The organism is Polaromonas sp. (assembly GCF_041689105.1).
Classification (GTDB): domain Bacteria; phylum Pseudomonadota; class Gammaproteobacteria; order Burkholderiales; family Burkholderiaceae_C; genus Polaromonas.
In genome coordinates, this window is record NZ_JBDNGU010000088.1 from 1 (window position 1) to 19,636 (window position 19,636).

Consider the following 19,636-nt stretch of genomic DNA (forward strand, 5'->3'; position numbering starts at 1 on the left):
CGAGGGGGCGCATTTTCCCTTGGGGCGGCCCAGCGGGAAAACCTTGTCCCCCACGCTCCGCCGCTTCGCGGGTCGCTGCCCCCCGAGGGGGCGCATTTTCCCTTGGGGCGGCCCAGCGGGAAAACCTTGTCCCCCACGCTCGGCACTGACGTGTCCCCGCTGACCCCCGAGGGGGGGGGCTGCGCCTGCGGCCCGGCAAAGCCGGTTCCGCGGCCCTGACTGGTGAAGAGAGCGCTCCCGCATCTTTCGCTTTGCCTGCCGCGCTGCAGGCGCTTCCCCTGCCTACGTCATGCCGCTTTCCGCCCTTGTCCTCGTCATCCTCGCCGGCCTGATTCACGCCAGCTGGAACATCGCTGCCAAAAAGGCCGGTGGCGATGCGCGCTTTGCCTTTTTTACCAGCGTGGTGCTGATGCTGGTCTGGGCGCCGGTGGGTCTGTGGGCCGCCTGGGGCGTGCTGCCTGGCTGGGGCTGGGCGGAGTGGGCGCTGGTGGCCCTCAGTGGCGTGTTACATGTGCTGTATTACGTGGTGCTGCTGCGCGGCTACCGAAAGGCCGACCTGACGGTGGTCTACCCGCTGGCCCGCGGCTCCGGGCCGCTGTTGTCTTCGCTGGTGGCCGTCATGCTGCTGGGCGAGCAGATCTCGGCCCTGGGCCTGGCCGGTATCGCCGGTGTGACGGGCGGTGTTTTTCTGATTGCCGGTGGCCCCGGCCTGCTGCGTGCGGCGCACGACCCGGCGCAGCGCCGCCGCGTGCACAAGGGCATGTTGTATGGGCTGGTGACCGGGGTCTTCATCGCCAGCTATACCGTGGTGGACGGTTATGCCGTCAAATTCATGCTGATGTCGCCCATTCTGGTGGACTATCTGGGCAACTTCGTGCGCCTGGCGCTGCTGGCGCCCGCAATGCTGCGCGACCGGGCGGCAGCATGGCTGCTTTGGCACCAGCAATGGAAGTACGCCTTGCTGGTGGGCACCATCAGCCCGGTCTCCTATGTGCTGGTGCTGTATGCGATGCAGGTGGCGCCGCTGTCGCATGTGGCGCCGGCGCGTGAGGTGTCCATGCTGTTTGCGGCGCTGATAGGTGGGCACCTGCTGGGCGAGGGCGACCGCTTGCAGCGTTTGTGCGGCGCCGCGCTGATTGCCGCAGGCGTGATGGCGCTGGCGCTGGGTTGACGGAAAATCAGGGCATGACCGCCGCCTCACCCCTGCTACTTGGATGCGATTTTTCGAGTGCCCCGACACGCCGCAAACCCATCGTGCTGGCCCTGGGCGCGAGCCGCGGCGGGCGTGTCCAGCTGTCCGGGCTGCAGCGGCTGGAATCGCTGGATGCTTTTGAGGCCTGGCTGTCCGGGCCCGCCAGCTGGCTGGGCGCCTTTGATTTTCCGTTCGGCCTGCCGCGCGAACTGGTGGAGAAACTCGGTTGGCCCGGCCACTGGCCGGCGCTGATCGCGCACTATGCGGCGCTCAGCCGCGCCGACATCCGGCAAACCTTTGCCGCGTTTTGCGACGCGCGCCCCGCAGGTGGCAAGTTTGCGCACCGCGCCACCGACCGGCCGGCGGGCTCCAGCCCGTCGATGAAATGGGTCAATCCCCCGGTCGCCTACATGCTGCATGCCGGTGTGCCGCGCCTGCTGGCTGCTGGCGTGCACCTGCCTGGTCTGCATGACGGCGACACCACGCGTGTGGCGCTGGAAGCCTACCCCGGCCTGCTCGCGCGCGAGGTGCTCGGCAACCGCTCCTACAAGAGTGATGACCGGATCAAGCAGACCCCCGAGCGGCTGATTGCCCGCAAGGACCTGATCACTGCGCTGGAGATGGGCCAGACCCGTCTGGGCCTGCGCCTGAAGCTGACCCACGCGCAGCGCGATACCCTGGTCGACGACGCCAGCGGGGACTCGCTGGACGCCGTGCTGTGCCTGATGCAGGCCGCCTGGGCGCAAACCCAGCACGCGCAGGGTGCACCGCTTTATGGCTTGCCCCAGGCCATGGACCGGCTCGAAGGCTGGATTGTGACCGCCTGAGATTCTGTGGTGGTGGCTTGTGCTGTGTATTAAAAATTCAAGAGAAATATGGCCTCAGCCCTTATCCCACCTGCACAGTCAGCTATAAAATAAATAGCAAATGATGTATGCATGGCTGGCCGACCTGGTGATCGGAGTTCATTTTCTGTTCATCGTATTCGCGGTGGCTGGCGGCGCCCTGGCCTTGCGCTGGCGCTGGATACCCTGGCTGCACCTGCCGGCGCTGGCCTGGGGCGCGACCGTGGAGTTCACGGGCTGGGTCTGCCCGCTCACCCCGCTGGAAAATGCCTTGCGCCGCGCCGCAGGTGCGTCGACCTATACGCAAGGGTTTGTCGAGCACTACCTGATGCCGCTGATTTACCCGGCTGGCCTGACGCGCGAGTGGCAGTGGGTGCTGGGCGGTCTGTTGCTGGTCATCAACGCGGCGGTGTATGCGCTGGTCTGGCGCCGCCGGCGGAGACGTGCCGCATGACGCGGCTAGGCGTCGGCCTCGCTCTGCTGCTGCTGGCAGGCGCCGCCAACGCCCTGTCGGCAGTGGCCTGGAGCGGAAAAGTCACACATGTCACAGACGGGGACACCTTGTGGGTGCAGCGTGCAAGCGGTGGCAAGCCGGTGAAGGTGCGTATCGCGGGCATTGATGCGCCCGAGATCTGCCAACCCGGCGGCCGGGCGTCGCGCGCGGTGCTGACGGGCCGGCTGGCAGGACGCCAGATCGACGTCCGCACGGAACGCAAGGACGACTATGGCCGCATCATCGCGGCACTGTCCCTGGACGGAGACGACATCGGCGGCTGGATGGTCAGCGGGGGGCAGGCCTGGTCCTATCGTTTTGGCCGGGACGGTGGCCCCTACGTGCCGCAGCAGCTGCGCGCCCGCGCTGCGAAGCGCGGGCTGTTTGCCAACGCCTCGGCACAGGAACCCCGGCTGTTTCGCAAGCACCACGGGCCCTGCGCTGCGGGCTTTATTTCATGAAGGGTTCACAGGACACCACAGGACATCAGCGAGCGCTGGCGTCCTACAGGAAATTCCCGTAGCTGCTGACGCCTGCTTTTTGTGGCCCCCGATACATTGAAATCGTGTCTGCCACACCGGCGGGCCGCATTGAAAGTAATCATCATGAACAAGCATCAAGTCGAAGGCCGGGTAGACCAGGCCGCAGGCAAAGCCAAGGAAGTTGCCGGTCGTGTTGTCGGCAATGAGAATCTCGAAGCCGAAGGACGGGTGGACCAGGCCAAGGGCAAGGCCCAATCCGGCTACGGGGATGCCAAGGAAAACGTCAAGGATTCCGCCAGAAAAGCCATCGACAAGCTCTGAGCAGGCGAATCCGTCCGATCCATCTGAAAGGAGATCACCCCATGACAAACCATTCCACCCGTTCTGGCGCTCTGCGCCGCCCGGTTGCCGCCGCCGTCTGCAGCGTTGCCGTGCTGCTTGCGCTGACAGCCTGCGGAAAGAGTGATGACAGTAAAACAGTTGGCCAGTCCATCGACTCGGGCATTGCCAAAACCGAACAGGCTGCCAGGGAAGCCGGCAATGCCATGAAAGACGCCGCCAAGGATGCGCAGGTCTCTGGCAGCCAGGTCAGCACCACCATCGGCGAGAAAATCGACGATGCAGTGATCACCACATCGGTCAATGCCAGTCTGGCGAAAGATCCCGGTCTGAGCGCCATCAAGATCGACGTGGACACCAAGGATGGTGTCGTGACCTTGAACGGCCCGGCGCCTACCGCAGCCGCCAAAGACAAGGCGACAGAGCTGGCTAAACAGGTCAAGGGCGTGTCGTCGGTGAATAACCAGCTGGTACTCAAGGCCAGCTAAACAGCACAGCCAGAGGGTTCTGACCCCTCGCCACTGATCGCGCCGCTTCTGGTGCGTTCAGTGGCTTTTTTTCGCATTGTTGTTGTGCGGCGTTTTTACTTTGTCTGCAATGCCTTGGCCCCAGGCAAAACAGGGCCCGGCGGTGAAGCCGGACCCTGTCCTGGGGCCGACCCGTGTCAGCCCTGCTCAGTGTGGCGCTTTCAGGGACGAACGACGATGTCGTTGCGCACGGCGCGGACATTTTTGGTGCCACGGGCAATGGTTTCTGCTTGCGATTTTTCAGCAGCAGACTTGGCAAAGCCCGACAGTTGCACGGTGCCGTTCAGGGTTTCCACGTTGATGGACAGGGCTGAAACGGTTTTGTCGGCTGCATACTTGGCTTTTACAGCGGTGGTGATGGCGGAGTCATCGACGAAGGAGCCAGCTGTCTGCTGGCCACGCCCCACGGCGCAGCCTGTGCTGATGATGGTGATGCCGGCGAGGGCGGCGAAGGCAATGGCGCGAGCGTATTTCATGGTTTTTCCTTGGAGGTAATAGAGTTGTGGTGGTGCGTTGAGTTGAAAAGCTGGCCGACTGACGGCACCACGCCGGTCGGTTTGCGAAAGGAATTCATCGATGCCGGTCGTGCTGGCCGGCGCCATGCAGCAGCGACCGCACGACACCGGACACGCCGGTGGACTTGACCAGGGCCAGCCCAACGCCCGTCAGGGAAATCAGCCGCCAGGGTCTAAGCACGACCAGCGCCGCGCCGGTTGCTGCGGCAATGCCAAGTAGCTTCATGGGCTGTGCCTGCGCGTATTCCTGCATCATCGGTTTGGCGACATCCAGCGCCAGATTTGCCGGGTGAGCCTGCCACCACGAGCGTGCGACCTGCCGGAGCAGGCCGAGTGAGCCGGATGAGGTGCCTGTGCTGCGGGTTTCAGTGATATCGGCATTGACCTCGTCCACGCCAGACTCCGTCATGCCGGGTGGGTCACCGTCGCAGTGCATGTCGCGCAAAATGGCCTGTCGGCTGGCGGCAAGCCGCTGCTGCGCTGAAAGTATCGGATTTGTCATGAGCGCTGCGCTTTGCCCTTTTTTCTTTATGCGGCTGAACGCCAGGCCCGGGCGTCGCGGTCAACCTGTGCCTTGACCTCGGCGAACTGTTTCCGCAGCAGCGGTTTGCGGGCTTTCAGGAAAGCGGCCACCACCAGCGCCAGCACCAGGGCCGGCACCGCCACCAGCACCCAGTGAAATTGGTCAAGAACCATGCCCAGCATCAGCGCAACACCGGTCAGTATTAAAAATACCGTCGCACAAACGAGCACCAACACCCAGGCGACGATGCGCTCAATCAGGTCAGAACCTGCCTCGGAGGCCTCTTGCTGGATGAGCTCGGCATAGCCAGCCAGATGGTCCACCAGCAAATTGGGTCGCCGGATCAGGGTGGAGAAAAAGGGATGCAGCATGGCGGGCGATGGCAGAGGCGGGCGGGCTCGGGTTTTAGTGCGAGTCGCGATTGCGGGCAGCGGCGACCAGCAGGGCCACGGCTGCGCCGACAGCTGCAGCGATCAGCACGGCCTTGACGGGCTCGTTGGAAACATAACGTGTCGTGGCGTCGGCGTAGCGGTGCATTGAACGCTGCGCGCGGTCGCTGGCCTCGGAAGCCATGTCCATGCTCTGACGCGCCAGTTTTTGGGCTTGTGAGGCCAGCTTGTCAACCACGGGGTCGATGCTGCCGCGCAACTGGCGCATTTTGCTTTCTGCCCTGTCCAGGGTGTCGTTGGCCAGGCTACGGCTGGACTCCATGGCATGTTCGGCACTGTTGTGCATCTGGTCGGAAAACTGGCGCGCGCTGCTCAGGGTGTCGTGTGTGGATGGCGAGCTGGAAGTCGGGTTTTTCATGTCAGGTCCTTGGAGGAGTTTGAAAGGGGCACCCGGTACCGCAAGACCCGTCGGGGTTCACGCGGATGCCGGGTGGAGAAAGTTCAGTTTCTCTTCATCAGGCCAACGACAAAGCTGACCACTGCGAAAATTGCGAAGATGAAGAAAAGAATCCTGGCAATTTCGACTGCACCGGCAGCGATGCCGCCAAAGCCGAATACGGCTGCAATCAATGCGATCACCAGAAACACAACGGAGTAGTGCAGCATGTCAATGTCCTTGCAGGGCGGTGCCCGTGGGTTGCGGCGCTCGCAATTGAAACACCTGCTGCAAGCTTAGGCGGCTGTGGTTAAACCCGTCATCGGTGAGGGGCGGATGGCCCTGTGGGGCAGAACGATGACCCCCTGTAGGACTGCGCCGATTGATGGTGCCGCGGCTGCAATGAGGTGTAAGAGTGCTCGCTCAGCGGGGCTCAGCAAGCCACTTTCATCTTGGGCAGGACCGCGAAAATGCGCGTGCCCTGGCCGGGGCTGGACGTGACGGTCAACCGTCCACCCGCGGCTTGCACTCTGTGCCGCATCCCGGCCAGCCCGTGGCTGCCGGCGCTGATATTCATGCTGTCGAAACCCTTGCCGTCGTCCTTGACCTCGACGGTGATGTAGCTGTCAAAGTTGTGCAGGCCAACCTCTGCCTGCCGGGCCTCGGCATATTTGCCCATGTTGGTCAGTGACTCCTGCACCAGCCGGTAGACCGTGAGCTGGGCGGTGTGGTCCAGCTCCACCACCTCCAGGTCGGTGGTGATGCTCAGGCCGGCCCGGTCCTCGAACTCGCGCGTCAATATCTCCAGGGAGGCGACCAGGCCCAGGTGCGAGAGCGACGACGGACGCAAGTCCTCGACAATGCGTCGCTTGAGTGCGATACCGCTGTTGAGCGTTTCGATCAGGTGCTGGATGCGTTCGGTGGCTTCGGGCGAGATGACCCCCAGCCGCGACTTGATGCGCGCCACGTCGAGTTTGGCCGCCGTCAGCAGCGCACCCAGCTCGTCGTGCAGCTCCCGTGCCAGGTGGCCGCGTTCGTCTTCGCGCACCTGCTGCAGGTGGGTGGCCAGTTCGGCCAGCGTGGCAGTGCGGTCCTGCACCTCCTTGTCCAGCTGGTCGCGCTCACGCTGCAGGGACTCCTGTTCCCGCTTGCCGGAATGGAGCAGCGCCTGGGTTTTCTGAAGGTACCTGTAAAACCCCAGCAGGCCCGTCAGCGCCATCAGTGCAATGCCCAGGCGCGACAGCTGCAGGGATCGGGTGATCTGGGCCTGAGCTTCGCCCATCTTGGTGTTGCTCAATTGCCTCATCTTGCCGATCTGGTTGCGGATGACATTCATCTGCTCCATGCCGACATCGGTTGTCAGCACAAACTTCCAGGCTTCTTCCTTGCCTTGCTTGCGCAAGCGCACGCTCAGGTCCATTTCGGCGAGCTTGCGCGACACCGTCCGAGACAGGATGCCGAAGTCCGCGAGTTCTGCCGGATAGGGCACATAAAGGCGGCGCAACGTGTCCAGCGTCTGGTTGATGTCCGCTGTGGCGGCATCGTACGGCTCCAGGTATTGGGCGTCGCCGGTCAGCAGGTAGCCCCGCTGGCCGGTCTCGGCGTCCAGCATGTGTTGCAACATCCGATTAACCGCGGTGCGCGTCTCCTGGGCTTCCTCGATGCGGGTGGTGGCCTGGGTGGACTGGCGGAATCCGGTTTCGTTGATGAAGATCAAAACGGCGGCCGCAAACACTGCCGAAGGCAGGCTGATTGCCATTTTGGGTATTGCAAACCATCTCATCGTGATCTCCGGTCCGTATTTCTGCCGATAATTCGTGAATAATCGCTTTTGAGACAAAAAGCACGGCGTCGTATTACGCAGCGCCACATGAAGGCATTGTGCCGCGTCGAAACGCAGACCCTTGAAAAGGAAACGAAATGATCAAAATTGGAATTGTTGATGACCATGCCATTGTGCGTTCGGGGCTCAAACAGTTCTTTTCCGACCAGGTGGACCTCCGCGTGGTGGGGGAGGCGGCCAGTGGCCGTGAAGCCATCGACCTGGTGCGCAATGTCGAGCTCGACATTCTGGTGATGGACCTTTCCATGCCCGGCCAAAGCGGCATCGATGCGCTGGCCATGATCCGCGCCAAGGCGCCCGATGTCGGCATCCTGATTCTCAGCGGCTACCCCGAAGAGCATTACGCGGTCAACCTGATCCGCCAGGGTGCCAGCGGTTACCTGAACAAGGAGTGCGATCCGATGGAGATCGTCAACGCGATTCGCGTGATCTCGCTGGGAAAGCGCTACATCACGCCAGCGGTGGCAGAGCTGCTGGCCCAGCAGCTCAATCGTAAAAATGACGTCACACCCCATGAGCAACTTTCCGAGCGTGAGTTTCAGGTTTTCCTGAAGCTGGCCAAAGGTGAAACCGCTGGCGATATCGCCAAGGCGCTGTCCCTGAGCGTGAAAACGGTCAGTACCTACAGGACCCGCGTGATGGAAAAAATGAGCCTGGCCTCCAACAGCGACCTGACCTACTACGCGCTGAAAAACAAGCTGATTGATTGATGAAAGGCCGGCACGCCGGCTAGCCGGCTAGAGCGACAGGCAGTAGTCCACCAGCGCATCAATTTCATTGGATTTGTCGAAAACCGCGTCCACGCCCAGCTGGGCGCAGCGTTTGCGGATGTCTGCAGTGGCGTAGTTGCTCAGGACAATCACTTTTTGCTGCGGCTTGCGGTTGCGGCAGGCTTCCAGCACGCCCAGGCCGCTGCCTTGCTTCAGGAAGAGATCAACAATCGCCAGGTCCCATTCCTGGTCTTTGTTCCTGAGCCATTCTTTGGCCTCATTTTCCGTCTCTGCCGTGCCTACGGATTCAATCCCGGCCAGTTCCTCAAGCGTAGCGATGAGGTTGTCACGAATCGTGGCATTGTCTTCGACAATATAAGTTTTTTGTCTCACGGGTTCAGTCGGTCTGTTAACTGATCGGTTAACTGCTGTATCTATGTGTGCCAGTTATTCTGACAGCTGCACAACGACGAGCCTGTAGGAAGTTGCCTACATTATGAACTGTAGGCAAACGCTGACAGGCAAGCATCGCCCCAACCGATGGGCTGCCTGCCGTTTCAGTTCAACACTTGGTCACCAATGACTGTCGCCATGCGGCCCCCAGAGGCCCATGCGACTGTCTTGACTGCCCCGATCCCGGGTTGCTGCCAGCTCCAGGAACTGCACGCCACTTATGAACAGTCTTTTTCCGACCGCGCCCCGGCTTCGCAATACATGGTGGGCGAGGGTCCTGGCCGGCGTGGCAGTTTTGCTGGTGGCGCTGGTACTGCTGGCCGTGTTTTTTCCGTGGGACTGGTTGCGTGGGCCGGTGAACCGCTATGTCAGCGAACGGACCGGGCGGCATTTCGAGATTACCCGCCAGCTGGATGTGAAACTGGGCCGCACCATCCAGGTCATGGCCGACGGCATTGAATTTGCCAACCCCGAATGGGCCAGGGCCCACTATCTTGTCAAGGCGGAGGCGGCAGAAATACACATCGGCTTGTGGTCCCTGTTTGGCGGGCGCATCGACTTGCCCCTGCTCAGGCTTCAGAAACCTGAGCTGGGCCTGCAGATTGAGCCAGACGGAAAACGAACCTGGGCGCTCGGAAAAAACACCGCAGACGAAAGCAGTGTGCCGGTGATCGGCCAATTGCTGGTGGACCAGGGCACGCTTCATTACCTGGCCGTTGGCGAAGGCGCAGACATCAAGGCCGAGTTCGCCCTGGTGGCCGAGGCCTCCGCCGAATTGCCGCTGAGCTACAAGGCGCGCGGCAAATGGAAGGGCGAGCCATTTACCGCCCAGGGCAAAACCGGGGGGGTGTTGCAATTGAGCGCTGACACCCAGGGAAGCTTCCCGCTTGAAATCGACGCCGCGGTGGGACGCACCCGCCTCAAGGCCAGGGGCTCGGTGACCAATCTGGCGGAATTTGGCAACATGGATGCGACCTTCGAACTCGAAGGCCGCAGTCTTTCGGACCTCTACAAACTGCTTGGCGTCGTGCTGCCCGGCACGCCGCCCTACAAACTCCGGGGCCAGCTGAACAAGCAAGGTCCGAGTTGGGCCGTCAGCCAGATCGGCGGGGTGCTTGGCAAGTCGGACCTCAACGGGGCACTGACTTTCACCAACGCCAAACCCATACCGCTGCTGACAGGCCAGATTCAGTCAAAGCTGCTGGACTTCGAGGATCTGGGGCCAATCATCGGGCTGTCCTCGGACAATGCGCCGCCTGCCATGGCAAAAGCCGGGCAAACGCCCCAGCGCCGACCGGCCCGCGCCGGCAGGGTGTTGCCGGACGCCAAGCTCGGCTTCGACAAGCTCATGGCCATGAACGCCAAGGTGTCTTACAGCGCCACCAAAATCCTGCACGTGAAGGCGTTGCCCCTGGACCGCATGAGTGTGGTCATCAACCTCGACAAGGGATTGCTCCAGCTGGATCCCCTGACCCTGGGGGTGGCGGGCGGCGAGCTGACAGGGCGTCTGGCCATTAACAGCGCTGCAAAGCCGGCGGCGATCGAAGCCCGGCTCGATGGCAAGGCCATCCAGCTCAACCAGCTGTTTCCGACCATCGCAAGCACCAAAAGCAGCCTGGGAAGGATCAGCGGCCAGGTCGACCTCAAGGGCAGCGGCAACTCGACGGCCCAGGTGCTGGCCTCGTCGTCCGGCAATGTGGCCTTTCTGATGGGGGCCGGTGAAATCAGCAACATCCTGCTGGAGTTCATGGGCCTGGATGGCGGCGAGATCATCAAATTTCTGGTGCGGGGCGACCGCAATGTGCGGCTGCGTTGCGCCGCGGCTGCCTTCGGAGTTCAGAAAGGCCTGATGACCAGCAAGGCGATTGTCCTGGACACCGTCGATACCGTCATCGTCGGCACGGGGCAGGTGAGCCTGGCTGACGAAACCCTCAATATCCGGCTGGAGCCGTCGCCAAAAGACACGAGCATACTGAGCTTGCGTTCGCCGCTCACCATAGGCGGGACCTTCGGTGCGCCAACGGCTTTCCCCGACAAGGGCGCGCTGGCGGGACGAGCCGGCATTGCCCTGGCGCTGGCCGTGATCAACCCCTTGCTGGCGCTGGCCGCTACCATAGAGACCGGGCCCGGGAAAGATGCGGACTGCCGGGAGGTGATCAGGCAGGCGGCCGCGCCGCGCGCCGCAGCGCGTATTCCGGCCAGTTCCGTCAAATAGCCGACATCCCGGCCTGAGGGCTGCAGACGGGGCAGGCGGGGTTGCGCGGGATGCGCACTTCGCTCCAGTCCATGGCGCGGCCGTCCAGCATCAACAGGCGCCCGGTCAAGGGCCGGCCGATGTTGCAGAGCAGCTTGAGCGCTTCCGTGGCCTGCACGGTTCCCACCATGCCCACCAGGGGCGCGAACACACCCATGGTGGCGCACTGCGCCTCCTCGACCGCCTGTGATGGCGGAAACACACAGGCGTAACACGGCGAGGTCACCTGGCGCGGGTCGTAGACCGATACCTGGCCGTCAAACCGGATGGCCGCGCCCGACACCAGCGGCTTGCCGTGTTTGACGCAGGCGCGGTTGATGGCCTGGCGCGTGTCAAAGTTGTCGCAGCAGTCCAGCACCACGTCTACTCCGGGCAGCAGCGCATCAAGCAAGATTTCATCGGCGCGCGCCGTGACCGGCGTCACCTGAACATCGGGGTTGATGGCCGCGATGGCCTGGCGGACGGACTCAGCCTTGAACTGCCCGACGCGGGACAGGGTATGGGCAATTTGCCGCTGCAGGTTGGTGTTATCGACCCGATCATGATCAACCACGGTGATCCGGCCCACGCCGGCACTGCCCAGATAGAGCGCTACCGGTGAACCCAGGCCGCCGGCGCCCACAATCAGGGCGTGGGCGGACAGCAGGGCCTGCTGGCCTTCGACCCCGACTTCATCAAGCAGGATGTGGCGGGAATACCGCAGCAGCTGGCTATCGTTCATGGGGCGGGCAACCCGGGCGTGCGACGAACATGCAGGCGGACGGCCGGCATGCCGCCACGCCGGCCACGTACCGGCCGGCAGGTCAGTTTTCCTTCTTCTCTTCCTTGCGCTCGACGAAGGTCTTGCTGACCAGCACCGGGCGACCCTTGAGCTGGTTCAGGGCCTGCGCGAGCTGGAAGTCCTTGTCGCTGCCAAACTCGGGCGGACGGCGCTGCTCCGGGCTTTTGCGCGACTCTTCTTCCAGGCGTTTGAGGGCTTCTTCGCGGGCCTTTTCACGGCCCGGGTCCTTGACTTCGGCACCCTGGCCGCTGGCGAGGTGTTTCTCCAGGTCGGCTTCACGGGTGCGAAGGGCCGCAAACGGGCTGCCTTCCAGGGTTTCGTCGACCATCACGTCGGGCACGATGCCCTTGGCCTGGATGGACTTGCCGCTGGGCGTGAAATAACGCGCGGTGGTGAGCTTCAGGCCGGTGTCGGGGCCGAGCGGACGCACCGTCTGCACCGAGCCCTTGCCGAAGGTCTGGTTGCCCATGATGGTGGCGCGTTTGTAATCCTGCAGCGCACCAGCGACGATTTCGCTGGCCGAAGCCGAGCCTTCATTGACCAGCACCACCAGCGGCACGGTCTTGATGGCTGCTGGCAGCCGCTTGAGCGGGTCGGCGGCATTGCGGCGCTGGTAGAACTCGGGCGAGGCCTTGTAGGTGAACTTGCTTTCGGGCAACTGGCCGTTGGTGGATACCACCGTGACGTTGTCCGGCAAAAACGCGGCCGACACCGCGACTGCGGCGTCCAGCAGGCCGCCCGGGTCATTGCGCAGATCCAGCACCAGCCCTTTCAGGTTGGGATCCTGCTTGTAAATCTGCTCGAGCTTGGTGACGAAGTCTTCCACCGTGCGTTCCTGGAACTGGCTCAGGCGGATCCAGGCGTAACCCGGCTCGACGACCTTGCTGCGCACCGACTGCGTGCGGATTTCCTCGCGCATGATGGTCACCGGGAAGGTCCGGTTTTCATCCTTTCGGAAGATCATCAGGACGACATTGGTTTTCGGTTCGCCACGCATTTTCTTGACGGCGTCATTGAGCGACAAACCCTTGACGGCCGTGTCGTCGATTTTTGTGATCAGGTCGTTGGGTTTGAGGCCAGCGCGGTCTGCTGGAGAACCTTCAATCGGCGAGACCACCTTGACCAGGCCGTCTTCCTGGGAGATTTCGATGCCGACGCCGACAAAACGCCCGCTGGTGCCTTCGCGGAACTCCTTGAAGGACTTCTTGTCGAAATAAACCGAGTGGGGGTCCAGGCTGGCGACCATGCCGGAGATCGCGTCGGAGATGAGTTTTTTCTCGTCCACCGGCTCGACATAGTCGGTTTTGACCATGCCGAAAACAGCGGCCAGCTGCTGCAATTCTTCCAGGGGAAGGGGGCTGAGCCCGCCGCGTGCGACGGCCTGCAACTGCACGGTTGTCAGTGCACCGGCCACGGCACCGATGGATATCCAGCCCGCTATCTTGAGTTTCTGACCCATAAACACCTTCATTCGCCTGAAATTAAAACAAGTTGCCACACAATTTAAACCAATATACACCTTGGAGAAAGGCCCCGGCCAGCAGTTCCCGTGCCATAGGCCACATGACCCACAAATGTGTCAAATACGGCCTGCTTTACCCGCGCTTCACATGAGAGGGGCAGATCACGACTTGCCTTGGGCGGCGACGGCCGCAGTGGCTTTGGCAATCGTCTCGCTGTCGCCCAGGTAGTAGTGGCGCAAGGGCTTGAGGTTTTCATCGAGTTCATAGACCAGGGGAACCCCGTTGGGGATGTTCAGGCCCACGATGTCCTGGTCGGATATCCCGTCGAGGTATTTGACCAGCGCGCGGATGGAGTTGCCGTGGGCCGCCACCACGATGCGTTTGCCGGCCCGAATCGCCGGCGCCATGGCTTCGTTCCAGAACGGCATGACGCGGGCCACGGTGTCTTTCAGGCATTCGGTCAAGGGGGCCTCGCCCGGGTTGAGTTTGGCATAACGGCGGTCCGAACCCTCGTAGCGTGCATCGTCGGGTGTCAGTGCCGGCGGTGGCGTGTCGTAGCTGCGACGCCAGATCAGCACCTGCTCATCACCGTATTTTTTGGCGGTCTCAAGCTTGTTGAGCCCCTGCAGCGCGCCGTAGTGGCGCTCGTTCAGGCGCCAGCTGTGCACCACCGGCAGCCAGGTGCAGTCCATCTCGTCCAGCGTGTGCCAGAGCGTGCGGGTGGCGCGCTTGAGCACGCTGGTGTAAGCCACGTCGAAGTCATAACCTTCGCTTTTGAGCAGCCGCCCCGCAGCAATGGCCTGCGCGACGCCGGTGGGGGTGAGGTCGACATCGGCCCAGCCGGTGAAGCGGTTTTCAAGGTTCCAGGTTGATTCGCCGTGGCGGATGAGCACAAGTTTGTACATGGGTGACGCCATTGAAGGAGTGGATGAAGGGGTTAAATGGAGGAAGGAAGGGGGTTGAAAGTCGTTTAAAACAGGGCGGTCGGGGAGCCGCGATCAGCTGTGTTCACCCCTGCATTCTAAAATCAGTGCTTAACTGCAAAACCCTGAAGGACTTAAAGTGAAATTTCTCATCGATAACTGGATGCTGATCGGCGTTGCGCTGGCATCCGGCGGCATGCTGCTGTGGCCCCTGATTTCCAGCGGGATGGCGGCCGGCTCGCTCAGCGCCAGCGGGGCAGTGCAGCTGATCAACCGCGAGAAAGCGGTGGTCATTGACGTCAGTGAAATCGAGGAATTTGCCACCGGCCATGTGGGCGGCGCCAAAAACATCCCGTTGGGCCAGCTCGAGGAAAAGCTGCCGATGGCCGTGAAAAACAAGGCTTTGCCGCTGATTCTGGTGTGCCCTACTGGCGCACGCGCCAACCGCGCGCTCGCTGTGGCCAAGAAACTCGGTTACGAGCAGGCTCAATGCCTGGCCGGCGGGCTGAAATTGTGGAAAGAGGCTAACCTTCCCCTGGAGAAGGCTTGATTCACGGGCTGTAGCCCGTTGGGCCTGGCGGACCCGGGAATCGTCGGCTGCAAATCGACCGCAGCAGTCCATTTTTCACTGTCTTTTTGTCCCATGGCTGGGCTATGGGCCTGCAAATCCGGCAAAAACTGTCCTCGCTGGGGCCGATTTTCGCTTTCGACGCCCCAAGCCCGACAGGCTCCTAAAACCCGACCCCGGAGAAATCAATGCAAACCGTCAAGATATACCTGACCGCCAGCTGCCCCTATTGCATTCACGCCAAGCAGCTGCTCAAGCAGCGCGGCGTGGACGCCCTCGAGGAAATACGTGTGGACATGCTGCCCGCCGAACGCCAGAAAATGATGGAAATCACCGGCCGCCGTACCGTCCCGCAGATTTTCATCGGCGATACCCACGTGGGCGGCTGCGATGACCTGGTGGCGCTGGACAGCCAGGGCCGCCTGCTCCCGTTGCTCAACAGCTGAGCGCCGGTTTGCCCTTGCCGGCGCGGCCGCGCCGGGGACACCTGAGATAATGGATCGTGCCTGCTGCCTGCGCCGCAGGTTTTATTTTTACCGCACACCGAAAGATTCACCATGGCCGAAGCCAACCTTGATCCCGTGTTCCAGATTCAGCGCGTTTACCTGAAGGACATCTCGCTGGAGCAGCCCAATTCGCCGGAAATCCTGCTCAACCAGGAGCAGCCTGCGGTGGACATCCAGCTCGGCGTGGACGCCCTCCCGATCACCGATGGCCTGTATGAAGTCAGCGTCACTGCCACTGTGCACACCAAGATCGAGGACAAAACCGTGTTCATGGTCGAGGCCAAACAGGCCGGTATTTTCGAAATCCGCAACATGCCCGCCGAGCAGCTCAATGCCGTGCTGGGTATCGCCTGCCCGCAGATTGTTTACCCCTATCTGCGTGGCAACGTGGCCGACGTGATCCAGCGCGGCGGCTTTCCGCCCGTCAACCTGGCCGAGATCAACTTCCAGGCCATGTTCGAGCAGCAACAGGCGGCCGCCGCTTCCGCTGCTCAGGAAGCGCCGCAAATTGTCGTTTGAGCCCGGCGCCTGCCGTTGCTTTTGACCTTGTCACCGGGCCTCCTGCGATGAAAATTGCCGTTCTCGGGGCTGGCGCCTGGGGTACCGCTCTGGCCATCAGTGCTGCCGGCGCAGGGGATTCTTCGGCGCCGCGCCACCAGGTCAGTCTGTGGGCGCGCGATGGGGCGCAACTGGCAGCCTTGCAGTCGCAGCGGGTGAATACCCGTTACCTGCCAGGCATCGCACTGCCCGATGCGCTGATGCTGGCCGGCGGATCTGACACGTCGCTGGATGCGCTGCTGACCGGACAGGACCTGCTTGTCGTCGCCACCCCGATCGCCGGGCTGCGGGACATGCTGCAGCGCCTGCGCAATGTGGATGCGCCGGTCGCCTGGCTGTGCAAGGGCTTTGAAGCAGCACGCGCCGGTGCCACCCCATCTTTCAAGACTTTTGGGCTTCTGGCCCACGAAATACGGGCGGAGGCAGCTATTAATTTGAGAGCGGGTGCGCTCAGCGGACCGAGTTTTGCGCTAGAGGTTGCGCGCGGCCAGCCGACCGCGCTGGTGGCCGCCAGCGAACACGCCGAAGTGCGCGATGCGCTGGTGGCGGCTTTCCACGGCCCCGCCCTGCGGGTGTACGCCAACGACGACATCGTCGGCGTCGAGGTCGGCGGGGCGGTCAAAAATGTGCTGGCCATCGCGACTGGCCTGTGTGACGGTCTCAACCTGGGGCTCAATGCCCGGGCCGCGCTTGTCACCCGGGGCCTGGTTGAAATGACCAGGCTGGGCCTGGCGCTTGGCGCGCGCGCCGAAACCTTCACCGGTCTGTCAGGCCTCGGTGACCTGGTGCTCACGGCCACCGGCGACCTGAGCCGCAACCGCAAGGTCGGCCTGCTGCTGGCTCAGGGTCAGACGCTGGCCCAGGCGGTTCAGTCGCTGGGCCATGTGGCCGAAGGTGTGTATTGCGCCCGAACCGTCGTGCAGCGCGCGCAGGGGCTGGGTGTGGAAATGCCGATCTCCGAAGCCGTCGTGGCCTTGCTGGACGGCCAGATGGAGCCTGCCGAGGCGGTGACCGCGCTGATGGGACGGGACCCGGCGGCCGAACTCGGCCTGTCCTGAGCTTGGCCTGTCTTGAGCTTGGCGAAGGGTTGACGGCTGTGCGAGCTTGTACGGAAACGGGTCTTCCAACAAGCCGGGGGTTGCCCGGCGGCAACTCACTTTCTTTTTGCGTCGCCAAAAAGAAAGTAAGCAAAGAAAAAGGCGACCCGATGGTCTGGGTCCCTTCGCTGCGCTACGGGCAACCTGCGGTGCTCGACAAAAGCGGGGTCTTGCTCGAACTCGCCTTCGGCTCAGACAATCGCAAGCCCTGATCCGCTTTTGCCTGCGCTCCTCGGCCCAGCCCGACGGGTGGGGGAAAGGAAGATAAAGACCAATTCACAACACCGAATCCAAATCCGGAGTGCAGGAAGCGCGCAGCGCTTCCTGCACGAGAATCCCAAGCGGCAGTCATGTTTGCACGCGAGCGCAGCACACGCGGCCAAATGCAGAGGGTTGGGAGTGGGGAGTTGCGGCTACTGTCCAATGCAGACCGTAGACGCAACATGATGGCTGCAGATTCGGCAATTTGCTATAAGTTTTATAGCTGATGGCGTCTGTCTTATAAGGCCCAAACCGCTAAAATGCTTAAGGAGTTGGCCCTTCATCCCCCCAGGGCAGCATCAAGGTCACGATCGAGAGCTTGGCGAACTCCGGCACGAACTCGTCGACGATGCGCTGCGGCTCGGGGCACAGTGTGCTGTCGGTGATCACGCCGAACTGCACGCCGCCGCCGTAACTCAGGATGGACACACCCAGCCCCACGTCACCCGATTGCGGCACCCAGAACATGCTTTGTTCCAGCGTCGCGCCGCAGAACTTGAGCTTTTCGCGCGGTCCCGGCACGTTGGTCATCACTGCGGTGGTCTTCTTGGAGAACAGGTTGAGCATCGCGTCCTGCGCCGGCTTGATCAGCAGCCCGGCAATGGCCAGCAGGCTGAAGGCCAGCAGCGGCTGGTAACTGCCCTTGAGTGCGGCCATGCGGCGGCGCACTTCGTAGACGCGCTCGATGGGATTGTCCACGCCTATCGGTAGCACCAGCGGCACCAGGCCAAAACGGTTGCCCAGCTTGTAGGCCTGTTCCATGGGCCGCAGGTTGACCGGCACCATGGCGCGGATTTCCTGACCTTTCACGTCGTCACCATGCGATTTGAGGTACTCGCCGATGGCGCCAGCCACGCAGCTGAGCAGCACGTCGTTGATCGAGCAGTTCAGCGCCCTGCCAACGGCCTTGACTTCGTCCAGCGGGATGGGCTGGCACCAGGCGACCTTTTTTGTGCTCCCAGGCTTGCCCTTGAGGCGGGTTTTCGAGTCGTCCGGCATCAAGGCAAGCGCCGCACCGTCCTTGAGTACCTGCAGCATCACCTTGGCCATGTCGAGGGAACCAGCCATGCCTTTTTGCGGGTCGCTCAGCAGGTTCAGCGAGCGCACCGCGCCATCACCTGCGGCGCCCAGAGCCTTGACGGTGAGGTCGGTGAAGGGTTTGAGCAGGGTGTCGGCAATCCAGTCCTCGGCGCCACCGCCGGGCTCTTTTTTCTGGCGTTCGGGCGGCGCGGTACCGCCATCGACGATGGACATGGTGACCGAGATCAGCGCAATGCCGTCGGCAATGCAGTGGTGGATGCGCACGATCAGCGCGCTGCCCTTGACGCCATCAGGGCCGGTGTAGTCTTCGATCAGGTGGATCTGCCAGAGGGCGCGCTTGCGGTCCAGCGGCTGCATCGCGAGTTCAGCCACGCGGTCCTGCAGCACCTCCTGCGCCTGGCCTTTGGCGGCTTTCGGCAGCTTCTCGGCGATCACGTGGTTCTTCAGGTCAAAGTAGCGGTCATCCACCCAGGTGGCACCGGCCGTGTCTTCAATCACGCGCTGGCGAAAGCGCGCGTATTTGAGCAGGCTGTTTTCGATGCGCTCACACACGGCGGCGTGGCTGACGCCCGGCGTGAGCTGCCAGACGCCGACAATCATCATGAGGTTGGACGGGGTGTCCATGCGCAACCAGGCGGTGTCCACCTTGCTCATGCGCTCGCCCGACAGGCCCAGCGTGCCCGACACCGCACGCCTCACATTTTTCTGCACATTTTCCGCAACCTTTTTGCCTGCTGCCTGGGCCGAAACGCGTGTGACCATGAAAACTCCAAACAAAAAAGGTAGCCCTAGCCTGCCATCGCGGTCTTCCCCAGCGCGGCGGTTGACGCCCTGCTCCGGGTCTGTCATCCCGGACATGATCCGGGATCCATGCCGGGCTCAACGCAGGTCGACAAGGTCAGCGCGGCATGGATGGCGGGTCAGGCCCGCAATGACAAGTCAAAATTTGTCATCCGGTTTACGGACAAGGCATCAAAACCAACCGTATTGGGAGGACTGCCCTATTCTGCAGTCAACGGTATGGCTAAGATACCAGGCAGTTACCCGGATTCTTTTATCGATTTCCAACCCTCATGGAGCATTCTCATGGCAGACATGCAAGCCGCTTTCGACAAGGCCATGGCCGATTCCAAAAACCTCAGCGAGCGGCCCGACAACGCCACCCTGCTGAAGATTTATGCGCTGTACAAGCAGGGCAGCAGCGGCGACAACGCCGACAAAAAGCCCGGCTTCGGCGACATGGTGGCGCGCGCCAAGTGGGACGCCTGGAACGGCCTGAAAGGCACGTCGCAGGACGAGGCGATGCAGCAGTATGTGGATCTGATTGCGTCGCTGAGCTGAATCTGATGAGTTAAATCGGCCTGTAGCCCTTATGGAATGAGCGCCAGGAGCTATGAATAAGATAGCGTGCTGCGGTTTCAGGCAATCATCCCGCGC

The 19,636-nt window shown here is 62.3% G+C and carries 25 protein-coding genes; 14 read left to right on the forward strand and 11 right to left on the reverse strand.

Going from position 1 to position 19,636, the window contains the following annotated elements:
- Nucleotides 1–289: 289 nt before the first annotated feature.
- From ACESMT_RS08380 to ACESMT_RS08405, 6 genes are all read left to right on the forward strand, one after another.
- Nucleotides 290–1,171 (forward strand): EamA family transporter, encoded by an 882-nt coding sequence (locus ACESMT_RS08380; protein WP_372826111.1) that lies wholly within the window; start codon nt 290–292, stop codon nt 1,169–1,171.
- 14 nt (nt 1,172–1,185) lie between these two features.
- A complete protein-coding gene (locus ACESMT_RS08385) occupies nt 1,186–2,019 on the forward strand; it encodes a DUF429 domain-containing protein (protein ID WP_372826112.1) in 834 nt (277 codons plus the stop codon).
- A gap of 100 nt (nt 2,020–2,119) precedes the next feature.
- Nucleotides 2,120–2,491, forward strand: a complete 372-nt coding sequence (locus ACESMT_RS08390) for a DUF2784 domain-containing protein (protein WP_372826113.1) — start codon at nt 2,120–2,122, stop codon at nt 2,489–2,491.
- Nucleotides 2,488–2,991, forward strand: a complete 504-nt coding sequence (locus tag ACESMT_RS08395) for a thermonuclease family protein (protein WP_372826114.1) — start codon at nt 2,488–2,490, stop codon at nt 2,989–2,991. The genes ACESMT_RS08390 and ACESMT_RS08395 overlap by 4 nt, the downstream gene beginning before the upstream one ends.
- A 144-nt stretch (nt 2,992–3,135) precedes the next feature.
- On the forward strand, nt 3,136–3,333 hold the full coding sequence (locus tag ACESMT_RS08400; protein WP_372826115.1) for a CsbD family protein: 198 nt from the start codon (nt 3,136–3,138) through the stop codon (nt 3,331–3,333).
- Between the two features lie 41 nt (nt 3,334–3,374).
- A complete protein-coding gene (locus tag ACESMT_RS08405) occupies nt 3,375–3,839 on the forward strand; it encodes a BON domain-containing protein (RefSeq protein ID WP_372826116.1) in 465 nt (154 codons plus the stop codon).
- 200 nt (nt 3,840–4,039) lie between these two features.
- Here ACESMT_RS08405 and ACESMT_RS08410 read toward each other — a convergent pair whose 3' ends face one another.
- From ACESMT_RS08410 to ACESMT_RS08435, 6 genes are all read right to left on the reverse strand, one after another.
- The gene (locus ACESMT_RS08410; protein WP_372826117.1) at nt 4,040–4,354 is read right to left on the reverse strand and encodes a BON domain-containing protein; all 315 of its coding nucleotides are present in this window, start codon (nt 4,352–4,354) and stop codon (nt 4,040–4,042) included.
- Nucleotides 4,355–4,448: 94 nt separating this feature from the next.
- A complete protein-coding gene (locus ACESMT_RS08415; RefSeq protein ID WP_372826118.1) occupies nt 4,449–4,895 on the reverse strand; it encodes a hypothetical protein in 447 nt (148 codons plus the stop codon).
- Between the two features lie 26 nt (nt 4,896–4,921).
- Nucleotides 4,922–5,287 carry a hypothetical protein gene (locus ACESMT_RS08420; RefSeq protein ID WP_372826119.1) on the reverse strand — a complete coding sequence of 122 codons (366 nt, stop codon included), beginning with the start codon at nt 5,285–5,287 and terminating at the stop codon, nt 4,922–4,924.
- A gap of 34 nt (nt 5,288–5,321) precedes the next feature.
- Complete coding sequence (locus tag ACESMT_RS08425) at nt 5,322–5,723, reverse strand: hypothetical protein (RefSeq protein WP_372826120.1); 402 nt, start codon at nt 5,721–5,723, stop codon at nt 5,322–5,324.
- 83 nt (nt 5,724–5,806) lie between these two features.
- Nucleotides 5,807–5,971, reverse strand: coding sequence for a DUF1328 domain-containing protein (locus tag ACESMT_RS08430; RefSeq protein WP_372826121.1), 165 nt, complete (start codon nt 5,969–5,971; stop codon nt 5,807–5,809).
- A gap of 203 nt (nt 5,972–6,174) precedes the next feature.
- A complete protein-coding gene (locus tag ACESMT_RS08435; protein WP_372826122.1) occupies nt 6,175–7,500 on the reverse strand; it encodes a CHASE3 domain-containing protein in 1,326 nt (441 codons plus the stop codon).
- 161 nt (nt 7,501–7,661) lie between these two features.
- Between ACESMT_RS08435 and ACESMT_RS08440 the strand changes: the two genes are divergently transcribed.
- A complete protein-coding gene (locus ACESMT_RS08440) occupies nt 7,662–8,294 on the forward strand; it encodes a response regulator (protein ID WP_372826123.1) in 633 nt (210 codons plus the stop codon).
- 27 nt (nt 8,295–8,321) lie between these two features.
- On the opposite strand, the gene ACESMT_RS08445 is transcribed toward ACESMT_RS08440, so the two are convergent.
- Nucleotides 8,322–8,687, reverse strand: a complete 366-nt coding sequence (locus ACESMT_RS08445; protein ID WP_372826124.1) for a response regulator transcription factor — start codon at nt 8,685–8,687, stop codon at nt 8,322–8,324.
- Nucleotides 8,688–8,967: 280 nt separating this feature from the next.
- Here ACESMT_RS08445 and ACESMT_RS08450 point away from each other — a divergent pair, with 280 nt between their 5' ends.
- Nucleotides 8,968–10,962 carry an AsmA family protein gene (locus tag ACESMT_RS08450; RefSeq protein WP_372826125.1) on the forward strand — a complete coding sequence of 665 codons (1,995 nt, stop codon included), beginning with the start codon at nt 8,968–8,970 and terminating at the stop codon, nt 10,960–10,962.
- Here ACESMT_RS08450 and ACESMT_RS08455 read toward each other — a convergent pair.
- The 3 genes from ACESMT_RS08455 to gpmA all read right to left on the reverse strand — a co-directional run bounded on the left by ACESMT_RS08455 (nt 10,955) and on the right by gpmA (nt 14,150).
- The gene (locus ACESMT_RS08455; protein WP_372826126.1) at nt 10,955–11,722 is read right to left on the reverse strand and encodes a ThiF family adenylyltransferase; all 768 of its coding nucleotides are present in this window, start codon (nt 11,720–11,722) and stop codon (nt 10,955–10,957) included. The two genes, ACESMT_RS08450 and ACESMT_RS08455, sit on opposite strands and share 8 nt — an antisense overlap.
- A gap of 82 nt (nt 11,723–11,804) precedes the next feature.
- Nucleotides 11,805–13,241, reverse strand: coding sequence for a S41 family peptidase (locus tag ACESMT_RS08460; RefSeq protein ID WP_372826127.1), 1,437 nt, complete (start codon nt 13,239–13,241; stop codon nt 11,805–11,807).
- A gap of 165 nt (nt 13,242–13,406) precedes the next feature.
- Entirely contained in the window at nt 13,407–14,150 is a 744-nt protein-coding gene (gene gpmA / locus ACESMT_RS08465; protein ID WP_372826128.1) for a 2,3-diphosphoglycerate-dependent phosphoglycerate mutase, read from the reverse strand.
- Between the two features lie 157 nt (nt 14,151–14,307).
- Between gpmA and ACESMT_RS08470 the strand changes: the two genes are divergently transcribed.
- From ACESMT_RS08470 to ACESMT_RS08490, 5 genes are all read left to right on the forward strand, one after another.
- On the forward strand, nt 14,308–14,718 hold the full coding sequence (locus ACESMT_RS08470) for a rhodanese-like domain-containing protein (RefSeq protein ID WP_372826129.1): 411 nt from the start codon (nt 14,308–14,310) through the stop codon (nt 14,716–14,718).
- Between the two features lie 206 nt (nt 14,719–14,924).
- The gene (gene grxC, locus ACESMT_RS08475) at nt 14,925–15,182 is read left to right on the forward strand and encodes a glutaredoxin 3 (protein ID WP_372826130.1); all 258 of its coding nucleotides are present in this window, start codon (nt 14,925–14,927) and stop codon (nt 15,180–15,182) included.
- Between the two features lie 111 nt (nt 15,183–15,293).
- Nucleotides 15,294–15,761 carry a protein-export chaperone SecB gene (gene secB, locus ACESMT_RS08480; protein WP_372826131.1) on the forward strand — a complete coding sequence of 156 codons (468 nt, stop codon included), beginning with the start codon at nt 15,294–15,296 and terminating at the stop codon, nt 15,759–15,761.
- Nucleotides 15,762–15,808: 47 nt separating this feature from the next.
- Entirely contained in the window at nt 15,809–16,858 is a 1,050-nt protein-coding gene (locus ACESMT_RS08485) for an NAD(P)H-dependent glycerol-3-phosphate dehydrogenase (RefSeq protein WP_372826132.1), read from the forward strand.
- A 2-nt stretch (nt 16,859–16,860) separates the two neighbouring features.
- A complete protein-coding gene (locus ACESMT_RS08490; protein WP_372826133.1) occupies nt 16,861–17,109 on the forward strand; it encodes a hypothetical protein in 249 nt (82 codons plus the stop codon).
- A gap of 313 nt (nt 17,110–17,422) precedes the next feature.
- On the opposite strand, the gene ACESMT_RS08495 is transcribed toward ACESMT_RS08490, so the two are convergent.
- On the reverse strand, nt 17,423–18,961 hold the full coding sequence (locus ACESMT_RS08495) for a wax ester/triacylglycerol synthase family O-acyltransferase (RefSeq protein WP_372826134.1): 1,539 nt from the start codon (nt 18,959–18,961) through the stop codon (nt 17,423–17,425).
- Nucleotides 18,962–19,285: 324 nt separating this feature from the next.
- Here ACESMT_RS08495 and ACESMT_RS08500 point away from each other — a divergent pair, with 324 nt between their 5' ends.
- A complete protein-coding gene (locus tag ACESMT_RS08500; protein WP_372826135.1) occupies nt 19,286–19,540 on the forward strand; it encodes an acyl-CoA-binding protein in 255 nt (84 codons plus the stop codon).
- The last annotated feature ends 96 nt before the right edge of the window (nt 19,541–19,636 follow it).